Origin of the sequence: Phenylobacterium sp. (genome assembly GCF_044371015.1) — a bacterium.
In the GTDB taxonomy this organism is placed as follows: domain Bacteria; phylum Pseudomonadota; class Alphaproteobacteria; order Caulobacterales; family Caulobacteraceae; genus Phenylobacterium.
Window position 1 is genome coordinate 1 of the sequence record NZ_JBILUK010000315.1, and the last position, 2,983, is coordinate 2,983.

General features: G+C 65.6%; 2 protein-coding genes and 1 pseudogene. All 3 read right to left on the reverse strand.

Annotated elements, in window-relative coordinates:
• Nucleotides 1-233: pseudogene (locus ACIQ3R_RS16890) on the reverse strand (metal-dependent phosphohydrolase); the annotation flags it as partial.
• Nucleotides 234-306: 73 nt separating this feature from the next.
• Nucleotides 307-1,242: a phosphate/phosphite/phosphonate ABC transporter substrate-binding protein gene (phnD, locus tag ACIQ3R_RS16895; RefSeq protein WP_397420017.1), complete on the reverse strand. Its 936-nt coding sequence runs from the start codon at nucleotides 1,240-1,242 to the stop codon at nucleotides 307-309.
• A gap of 590 nt (nucleotides 1,243-1,832) precedes the next feature.
• On the reverse strand, nucleotides 1,833-2,983 hold a 1,151-nt coding region (locus ACIQ3R_RS16900), incomplete at its 5' end, for an aromatic ring-hydroxylating dioxygenase subunit alpha (protein ID WP_397420018.1).

Below are 2,983 nucleotides of genomic sequence, written 5' to 3' on the forward strand. Positions count from 1 at the left end.
ACCCCTCGCGCCGCCGGGTTCTCCCCCAGATCGTGGACCATGTGGCCGATGTCGTGAAGGAGACACGCGATCACCATGGCGGAGCTCAGGCCCTGGGATTCTGCGTGCGCCGCAGACTGCAGAGCATGTTGGCGCTGGTTGATCTGATACAGCCCGTAGGGTCGGGCCCCGCAACCCTCGTAGACATCGACGATCTCGGTCATCAATGCAGATACAACATCACCTGATTTCATGCGCGAATCCGCTTCCATCGCCGAAACTCCGAATTTCATTTTTTGAGTATAATAGTGATTTTGATCAATAGCGTTACTGCACGACGCCATTGGGGACGCCAGACTCAATGCGCAGTAACTCCAATTCAGCTTCCTTAACCAGGACCGGGTCGTTGGCGCGGCGCGCTTCGATCAGGCGTGTCCAGGCCTTGAGCTTGCGGGTGCTGTCCAGATGCCGGTTGCCCGCAGGCCTGAAGCCGGACAACCCGAGTTTCGCAAGAACCGCACGTTCGGACTGCGCCTGGGCGCCGTCGCCTTTTCCATAGGCCAGAATGAAACCCGAGATCTTTGCTTTCTGCGTTGGGGTCAAATCCGTGCGCCAGACAAGCGGATCGTCTGGAAGCCGGGGAGATGTCCAGACTGTCTTCAGCCGAGAGGTCGTCGTCGCGGCCCGTGCGCTGACGCGCGCGAGGACGGTCGAGTCGACGATCGCGACGTCGACAAGACCATTGGCCACGGCCATGATGTTCGCCTCATGGTTGGCGACCCTGACGCTCTCAAAGCAGCGTAGCGGATCGAGTCGTCGCGGGCCCCAGAGATAGGCGTTGGGCGCGAGCGTGCCGGACGTCGATTGCGGGTCGGCCCCGCCAAACGACAGGGACCCGTTGCACGCCAACACATCGTCAAGGTCCAGTCCCCGATCCGCGCGCACGATCATCAGGCTGGCATAGCCGCCACGGTCAGCGACGGCGAACACCTCCGCGCCGGACCGGTCGACCGCTTCTATGGCCGATGCGTTTCCAAACCAGCCCAACTGCGTTTGGCCAAAGCGCATGGCTTCGATCAACACCGTGTAGTTCGGACCAAAAAACGCCTCGATGTTCTCGCGCGTGGACGAGCGCATAGCGCTGAGAAACGGCGCCCAATCCGGCTCGGTTGCGGCGGAACGCTCGGTGGACAGGATGGAGAAGCGCACAGCCTCGGGCGGCGGCGCGCACCCGGCCAACACGACGATGAGAGCATAGATCATAACGCGCACGGCAGCCTCTTCCCGATCATGGGGCTGCATAGCGACGGATCATGAAGCTATGACATTGGGACGCGCCGGCTTTCCAAGATCGGGGCCACGGGTCAGCGGCGCACCTTCATCTCCGGCGTCACCGATCAATCGCCCATGGTCATGAACGCAGTTGGCCCAATGTTGGAAGAGGTGTGAACCCTCGCCCCCCTTGACCAACATCAACGCCCGCGACCCACCAGCCCGCTAGCTTCCACGCGCCAATCGCCCGGATGACGCCGACCCGGCGTCGGCGGCGGGGCGCGGGGGCGCCGGGGGCGTGAGGGACGCGGGGCCGTGGGCGCAGGTTGATGCGGAAGGCCGGCCCTCTGCTGCGCGATGGACCGAAGGCCAATCGACCTCTCCCGCAGGGCGAGAGAGGGCGACGGCTCTAAGTGACTCGGCTTGGTGGCCGGGGAAACCCAAACCCGGGCGACCGGGGAAAGCCAGCCGCCCGTCCCCCATCTTGGGTAGCTTACAACCGGCAGGGGAAATCCGGCGCCGGGTTTCCCCTCGGAGCCTTCATTGCGGCGGCGGGCGCGGCGCGCGGCGGCCCCTGCCCGCTAGCCGACCGGCTCCAGCGGCGGCTGGTTCAGGGCCTCGCGGTAGTTGCTGTGGAAGTGGTGGAGGGCCGGTTCGTTGCGGCCGAGGATGACCTCCTTGAGCTGGCCGGTCTCGGCCGTGCGCTGCTGAAGGGCGCCCATCACATAGTCTTCCTGCTCGATGGTGCTCTTGAAGACCTCGAACGAGCTTTTCAGGCTGGGGCCCCGGCGCTCGTTGGAGAGATCATAGACGGCGCGCGGGTCGACGCCCGCCGCGTCGCGGGCCGCGGCCTCGGCGGCCGTCTCGGGGGAGAAGTAGAAGCTGACCCTGGTCATCGAGCGCCCCGGGTTCGCCGGGTCGGGATAGATGCGGATCAGAGTGGCGCTCTCGGTGCTGCAGATCAGCTGGATGTTGGGGAACAGGTGGTAGAGCACGAAGGTGGCGCCCTCGACCCGCCACTCGGCCTCCGGCAGGGTGCGCAGGCGGTCGATGCCGCGGCTGGCGGTGACGAACCGGTGGTGGCGGCCGAATTCCCGGAAGTGGAGGTTGTTGCCGTAGAACACGCGGCCCAGCGTGTCCTTGTGCAGCTTTCCAAAGTGGTAGGTCTCGCCGAAGGTGTCGTTGGCGAACTTCCAGTTGAGGTCGCCGGGGATCGGCGTGGCGCCCGCGAAGCCCAGGCGCGCCAGGCCGTAGGAGGCCAGCTCGGCCGCGAGCTCGGCGCCCAGCAGGTGGTCGACATCCAGGTGGCCGTCGGCCTGGGGATGCACCCAGAGCAGGCCGTCGCGCTCGACCGCCGGCAGGGCGATGAGGCCGTGGCACGACTTGTCGATGGCGCCGAAGTGATCCTCGTTGGGGATGGCGATGAGGTCGCCGGTGTTGGCGTAGCTCCAGTTGTGGAAGGGGCACATGAAGATCGACTGCTTGCCGCGCGGCTCCGAGGCCACCTTCACCGCGCGGTGGCGGCAGGCGTTGAGAAAGGCGCGGAAGACGCCGTTCCTGTCGCGCGTGGCCAGCAGCGGCGTGCCGAAATCATCGAGCGTGAAAAATGAGCCGGGCTCGGGCAAATCCTGCGACAGGCCGATGAGCTGGGGGTGGTTGCGGAAGAAGGCGTCCCACTCCTTCGCCGCCTGATCGGGGCAGACATAGGCGGCGGTGGGCACGCGGTATTGCA